Source organism: Streptococcus sp. VTCC 12886 (genome assembly GCF_049893425.1).
In the GTDB taxonomy this organism is placed as follows: domain Bacteria; phylum Bacillota; class Bacilli; order Lactobacillales; family Streptococcaceae; genus Streptococcus; species Streptococcus suis_AA.
In genome coordinates, this window is record NZ_JBMVJB010000053.1 from 1 (window position 1) to 6722 (window position 6722).

The window sequence follows — 6722 nt, forward strand, 5'->3', positions numbered from 1 at the left end:
ACACCTTATGCTGCACGATGTCGTGCAGCGTAAGAAATTTTATACACTAGTGTTACAAAAATGCTTGACTAGGTCACCTCCTTATACCCCTGAGATGAATCCGATAGAGCAAGTTTGGGCCGAGATACGTAAGCGTGGGTTTAAAAATAGAGTCTTTAAGACATTAGATGAAGTAATAGATAAGCTACAATCTGTTATTCAAGTTCTCCATTGGAGTGACTTGAAAACGATTGTTCAGCGAAAGTGGACTTCCGCTATTTTTGATTTTGGATGAGTATTAAATATTATTCCCATTTTCTGAAAAAGATATTTTCTTCATTCATATGATGTGAGTCTGGGAAAAAAATTCGACGTTTATGTAGTTATAAAGGAGTCAAAATAATTGAAAGATATTTGACAAATACGTTAATCTCAAAAACTAATTTGGAAATCACCATTTTGGGGCAGAGGTCTATTATATAAGTACAGTTGGATTAATGAAGCCATAATTAAAAATATACCTAGGAACAATACAAACATGACTTTGTACTAGATAAATTGAACGTAAAAGAAGATGAAGAGCTCTTTAAAAATAACAGTAAGTAATGCTACTGCCTCTTTTAGGAGTAAGTAACAGAATAATAACAGTTAGCTTAAACAAAGTGAAAGCCAGCGTCTTAAGGCACTGGCTGGTAATGTAGCTTATAGCCACTATTCAAACCACCCGTAATACAGGTAGTCATGATCTTTCTGAAGTTTTTGCCCAACCTCAGACAAAATTGTCTTAATAAATTAGTGATTAAACAATGGTCCGCTAAGATTGAATTCAAAATTTTCAACATCAACTAAACCAACAACTTCATCACTTTGATATAATTCCATCAAAAACTTTGCCATCTCTTCGCATGTATGATACCTATCAAAATGCTCATCATAATCGTATTCTTTCGAATTTGTAGCAACTTGACCGAATTCCGTTTTTGTAGCAGCTGGGGCTAAAACCTTAGCTTTTAATTGATTTTGATTTGCCTGTAGTTCCAATGCTAGACCTTCTGTAAAAGCACTGACATAAAATTTACTCGCACAATATGTAACTGCATTTGGAACCATCATGTAACCGCCTCTAGACGATAAGTTAATCAATTGAGCACCTTTACTATCTTTATAATCTCTCACATATAGAGTTGATAAAATTGTTAAGGCTTCAATGTTTAAATGAATTAACATCATCATTTTTTCTAAATCTTGAGTTTCAACCTTATCATAATTTCCAAAACCAGCATTATTTATTAAAGTAGTAATGTGATATTTTTTTAAACTTTCATAAAGAGCAAAAACATTACTGGATTTCGATAAATCAACAACTTTAATAACAACATCTAAATCCGGATAATGGTCCAAAATCTCTTGCTTCAATTTTTCTAGTCGTTCTTGACGCCGAGCAATTAAAATAAGATTCGTTCCTAATTTTGCAAATTGTCTTGCTACCTCCGCTCCTATACCAGAACTAGCCCCAGTAATACAAGTATAATTCTTTATTTGTTCCACACTATTTCTCCTTTAAAAATTGCTATTTTCATTTTTTATAAGAGTGGCTACCCCCATTCCTCCACCTATACACAGAGAAGCGACTCCATAATTAACTTTATTTTCAATCAACTCATATATTAGAGTGGTCAGTATTCTGCTTCCTGAAGCTCCAACTGGATGCCCTAAAGCAATAGCTCCACCTTTAGGATTAACCTTGCCCATTTCATTGATTCCCAATTGCCTTATGGAAGCTATCGATTGTGCAGCGAATGCTTCATTCAATTCAAAAATATCAATGTCATTTACATCCATGTTTTGTTGAATTAACAATTTCTTTACAGCAATTTCTGGTCCCATCCCCATTAATTGAGGTTCTAAGCCTACTAACGAAGAATCTATCCATTCTGCTAAAGGAGTTAATTTGTAATTTTGAAGAACTTTTTCTGAAACTAGCATAAGGATAGAAGCACCATCATTTATGCTTGACGAGTTTCCAGCGGTGACTACTCCTGACTCTTTAAAAGCACTTCTTAGCTTTGCTAATTTTTCAATATTTGTATCAGGACGAATATTTTCATCAATCTCAATTATGGACCTTACTCTACTATTTTCCACTACAATATAAAATAATGTTCTCAGACGAGGTACCTAAATTTGTCAATTTAAATTTCATTAATTTTTTCCCTTTCATTAAATACTTCTTTTGCCACTTCAACAGCATTTAGAACTTTTGGAAAACCAACATATGGGATACATTGGATAAATGTTTCAAGAATTTTTTCCTGACTTAGACCAACATTTAAAGCTCCATTAATATGAACTTTAAGTTGAGGTCGTGTTCCACCCTGAGATAACAAACTTGTAATAGTAATCATTTCTCGCTGTTTTAGGTCAAGTGATTTACGATTGTAAATTTCTCCAAAAACAAATTCTAAAATATAATTTCCAATATCTTCTGCTACTCCATCGAGGGCTTTTATGACTTCATCGCCAACTTCTCCATCTATGGTCTTCAGGTACTTTAAACCAATTTTTCGTCTTTCCTCCTCATCCATATGGTATTACCTCCTTCCCTAGCTTTTTATCAAATTCCTTTGATGCTTTGTATTTTACATAGTAAAGTGCACTTTATGTCAAGAGAAAACTATAAATTTTTTAAAAATTATGCTAAAATAATCAAAAAATAAAGGAGTGAAGTATTATGACTCACTATTCTATTGGAGAATTTGCTAAAAAAACTGGACTTTCTGTTCCAACTCTTCGATACTATGAACAAGAAAAATTAATTTACTCACATAGAGAAGAAAATAATCGTAGATACTATGATGATTCTGATATTGCATGGACTCAATTCATCATTAGATTAAAAAAAACTGGAATGTCTATTAAAAATATGCAAGAATATGCTTACCTAAGATACAAAGGAGACTCCACAATTCCTCAACGCCTTAGGCTACTATTTTTTCAACTTGATGAACTTCATGAGCAACAATCTAAAATTAACCAACATATTGATTTTCTTGAAAACAAAATTAAAACTTATTTAGGATTAAATTAATAAACATCCGTTATATTAGGTAACCAAGCATATGAGCTTTTACGCTCATACTATATTCCTTTTGACTGGTTTCAAGCATAACTGGATAAGTCGTAAAATAACTTTCACTCTAATTTTGAGTGTCCAAAGGTTTCGTCAGCGTAAATATTCGATTTCAAACTATTCTAGACTTGATGGAACTGTTTCGATTAATTTTCTCAATCGAATCATTTAAATTATAAGTATTACAAATGGTTTGGTGCAATGCGCAAGGAAAACTTTCAATCTGAAAGAGCATGTTTGATAATGGTCTAAGACCATAAAATGGTTCATATTCTAAAAACTTTGAGCAAAACTTTGCAGTTGCAACAAAAACTAGGTACTCTGAGAACTAATCAAGAAAAAGATTATGGTGGATTCTGCGGTAGGTCTGACACCCTTCTTGAAGCACCCCATAGGTAGCTAGCGATAATGACAATATTGATTTCCCGTTGTAATTTGATATATTTGTTACACCTCATTTTACAACAGGGCAAACTATTTCTTTGTATTTTGAGTTAATATTTTGTGATACTAATTTTATTTTCTTATTATTCAGTACATTCACAAATGTTTCCAAGCTTTTTACGAGTGCTTCATACCTATCAATATCATTACCGAGTTTCTGTTGTAACATATATTTTTCTTCAGTCACTTGTTCTAATGTGCTTGATTCTGTTAAGTTCAGTTTTAAAAATTCATACCTAGCTAGTTTTCTACTACTCGGTTCTTCACTCTTTAGGTTGATAAGCACTTCCGCCATCTTGTTTAAGGTGGCGATTTTTTCATTTGTTTGAGTCAGTTTGATGTCTAGCTCTGCTATTTCTGCAACCAGTTCGTCTTTAACGTCCTGGTATTTTTTGTCTGTCTCGGTTAGCTCAATCAAGATGTTAATCTCAGAAATTTTTTCTTGAAGTCTTTCAACAGTCGGTCGTCTGTATGGTATCGCTCGACTATCGTTGGTTAGCTGTCTAATCAAGGTTCGCCCTTTAATATACTGATTCTTATCCGAATATTCTTTGTTATAGACAAAATATGAGGTTGTCTCACGGATATAGACTTTATATTTTGTCTGATTCTCTTCTTCAAGAATATCTAATTGATAGTTGGGAATGAAAATATGACCGCTCTGCTTTACACCAAAAAATACCTTGATATAAACGCCCTCATCAACTAACTCCTCAATTTGATGTTCTGCAAGTTCCACTTCAAATTCGTGAACGGCATCTCGTTTTTCCTTAAATGTCTCAAAGGCTTCCTCAATCTCTTCAGTGGATACCTTATCCTTATCTCGTTCTTCTTGAAAAGCATGGTACTGTTCCTTTAAATTCTCTAATCCTTCTGAATCCCCGACTTCCTTATTTTTAAAGTAATCTTGAAAAAAATTGACATCATATAATTTCTTATCACTTATTTTTTTATGACTCAGACTGAATTGCTTTCCACTTTCTTCAAGTATAAAGACAACATTTTTTTGTTTCAAGTCAATGGTTAGATTCAATTCTTTCACTTTTATCAGTAACTCTTCCAAAGAATTAACACGGTTCAACAAAAATTCTAAACGACTTTCAATCTCTTGCTTGGCAAAATGTGTACGAAAAAATTCTTCATCATATAAATCTCGTTTACTGAGTTGGCGTCCTCGAATTGGTTTTGTCATTGCTCTATCCGTCATCATAAAGCGACTATGCTTCTGGCTAAAATCGATGTGAACATGCAACTGCACCGCTTTTTCCAAAAAATCATCAAAGGACTTTGACTGCTGCATCAAAAAATAAAGACGTTGCTTCAATTCAAATTTATGACTAGACTGCCTATATTTTTGATAGTCACGGTAAGAGAAACGCTTTTCAATAATTTTTGCCCCCGCCATTTTAGAAATACGGTCTGAAATCATACGTAAATTTCGTTCCAAGGCATAATTCCATATCAACTTTTTATCTGAATTACGGTCAATGGCGTTGATTAGGATGTGATTATGAACATGATCTTTGTCTGTATGAGTCGCTACGATAAACTTAAAGCGACCTCCTGTTAATTCCATCATGGTATCATAACCAATGCGGTTAATTTCTTCAGGTGTCAGATTATCTTCAGGAGAAAATGATTGAATGAGGTGATGAGCATGAATAGTTTGTTGGTGTTTTTCTTGTCGGTCGTTTCTTGATTCGTATAGTTTATCATTGTTGGTAAAATTAACATTGTACATTTCAACCATTTCTTCATAGTTAAGAAAGTCTAAGTAATTGCTCATGCCAAAATCAGATACCAATTTCAGATTGTCCGTTTTATCTGGGTTGAGAATGTACTTAATCAAACGCCTACGGTATTTTTTTCCGTGTGTCGCAAAGTGCTTAGTGACTACCATAAAACTCCTTCAGTCTTTTCACTTCCACTTGAAATTCTTTCTCTACGCTAGTAATTAACTCACTAACTCCCTTACTCAATTCTTGTAACTGTTCCTGAGAAATCAAATGGCTTTGATTGATGGCACGCGCAATTTGATTAATGTTATTTCCAATCCGTCTCAATTCAAACACTAACTGCTCATAGGTATCAGTGTTAATCGTGACAATAGACATATTGGGATTAAGCAGAACTTTTCTAGCATATACTGAGAAATTTCGACAGTGACTCTTAGCAATCCGTTCATTCAATTGGTGTAATTCTGAATCTGTTAGAAATACTTTTTTGAGATTGGTACGATAACGATAAACCATAGTAGCCCCCTATCTCATATATTTTTCACGAAACTCACGACTGAGTGGCTGTAGTTGATTGACTTCCGAAATCAATTCTTGAACGCAGGTCAATAAGATTGAAACGTGCTCTTGAGTCACTTGGTGATTTTCTCTAGCGACAACTAGAACTTCATGCACATCTCGACTGATCTGTTCAAACTTTTGAGACTGCCAAAGGGAAAACCATTCTTTGGCAGCTAACTGTTTGTCATCAGTCATCAAAATTTTATCCCTGACGAATGGTGAAAAGTGACGATAATTATCAACCTTCATCATTTTTTCAATCTGTTTTAACTCATCTGTGGTTAGATTTACCTCTTTTCGAATGTCACGGTACTGTTCAGACATCTCTTTCCCTCACTTTCATCCTTTCTCGGATAAACCCCGACCCCGTGTGTCATACGAGAAATTTCTTAAAGTCCTTGTTCGGTCTTTGCGAGCTCAGGCATTGTGGTCACAATACCCAAAAAATCTTATCGCCAGCCGGCCAAAACTTTTCAATTTTGACAGCTAACGATAGGATAACTTGGTGGCTTCGCCCCCAACCCCCCCAGTAGAAAATCAAGACTTGATTTTCTTAGGAATGATATAAGGATAACAAGGATGATTTGGAAAAGTTATCACAGAATTGAAAATGGGAGTAAGAAAAAGAGAGCCTGGGCTCTCAATTTCTATATATGGGAACCTCTAAAAACATCAGTAGAGCATCTAGAGCATCAAATTTATCTTTCATCTACAGTTTATTTCTTGTAAATTTTTGTTTGTGAGTCTTACTCAAGGCTATTTCCCAATTTTTGGGCGCACTAAGCCCATGATTTTAACCCTAGTCGTTTAATCTGTTCAAATCGAAAGATGTTATAGAGGAGGTTGGTTAAGGTCACATTTGTCTTTGCCCT

General features: G+C 34.2%; 7 protein-coding genes and 1 pseudogene. 2 read left to right on the plus strand and 6 right to left on the minus strand.

What is annotated here, in order from left to right; genetic code table 11:
* A pseudogene (locus tag ACPC57_RS11110) lies at positions 1-274 on the plus strand (hypothetical protein); the annotation flags it as partial.
* Positions 275-771: 497 nt separating this feature from the next.
* Here the strand turns inward: ACPC57_RS11110 and ACPC57_RS11115 are convergent.
* Genes ACPC57_RS11115 through ACPC57_RS11125 form a run of 3 tightly spaced genes read right to left on the minus strand, consistent with a single transcriptional unit; the run spans position 772 to position 2564 of the window.
* Complete coding sequence (locus ACPC57_RS11115; protein WP_428713216.1) at positions 772-1527, minus strand: SDR family NAD(P)-dependent oxidoreductase; 756 nt, start codon at positions 1525-1527, stop codon at positions 772-774.
* Positions 1528-1539: 12 nt separating this feature from the next.
* Positions 1540-2124: a thiolase family protein gene (locus tag ACPC57_RS11120; protein ID WP_428713217.1), complete on the minus strand. Its 585-nt coding sequence runs from the start codon at positions 2122-2124 to the stop codon at positions 1540-1542.
* Positions 2125-2171: 47 nt separating this feature from the next.
* The gene (locus tag ACPC57_RS11125) at positions 2172-2564 is read right to left on the minus strand and encodes a carboxymuconolactone decarboxylase family protein (protein WP_428713218.1); all 393 of its coding nucleotides are present in this window, start codon (positions 2562-2564) and stop codon (positions 2172-2174) included.
* Between the two features lie 146 nt (positions 2565-2710).
* On the opposite strand from ACPC57_RS11125, the gene ACPC57_RS11130 reads away from it, so the two are divergent.
* Complete coding sequence (locus ACPC57_RS11130) at positions 2711-3067, plus strand: MerR family transcriptional regulator (RefSeq protein ID WP_071519576.1); 357 nt, start codon at positions 2711-2713, stop codon at positions 3065-3067.
* Between the two features lie 496 nt (positions 3068-3563).
* On the opposite strand, the gene ACPC57_RS11135 is transcribed toward ACPC57_RS11130, so the two are convergent.
* From ACPC57_RS11135 to ACPC57_RS11145, 3 genes are read right to left on the minus strand one after another with little or no spacing between them, the layout of a single operon-like run.
* Positions 3564-5453 carry an SAG1250 family conjugative relaxase gene (locus tag ACPC57_RS11135; protein WP_428713219.1) on the minus strand — a complete coding sequence of 630 codons (1890 nt, stop codon included), beginning with the start codon at positions 5451-5453 and terminating at the stop codon, positions 3564-3566.
* Positions 5440-5805, minus strand: a complete 366-nt coding sequence (mobC, locus tag ACPC57_RS11140; RefSeq protein ID WP_428713220.1) for a plasmid mobilization relaxosome protein MobC — start codon at positions 5803-5805, stop codon at positions 5440-5442. The genes ACPC57_RS11135 and mobC overlap by 14 nt, the downstream gene beginning before the upstream one ends.
* A 9-nt stretch (positions 5806-5814) precedes the next feature.
* A complete protein-coding gene (locus ACPC57_RS11145; protein WP_428713221.1) occupies positions 5815-6174 on the minus strand; it encodes an SAG1252 family conjugative relaxosome accessory protein in 360 nt (119 codons plus the stop codon).
* Between the last annotated feature and the right edge of the window lie 548 nt (positions 6175-6722).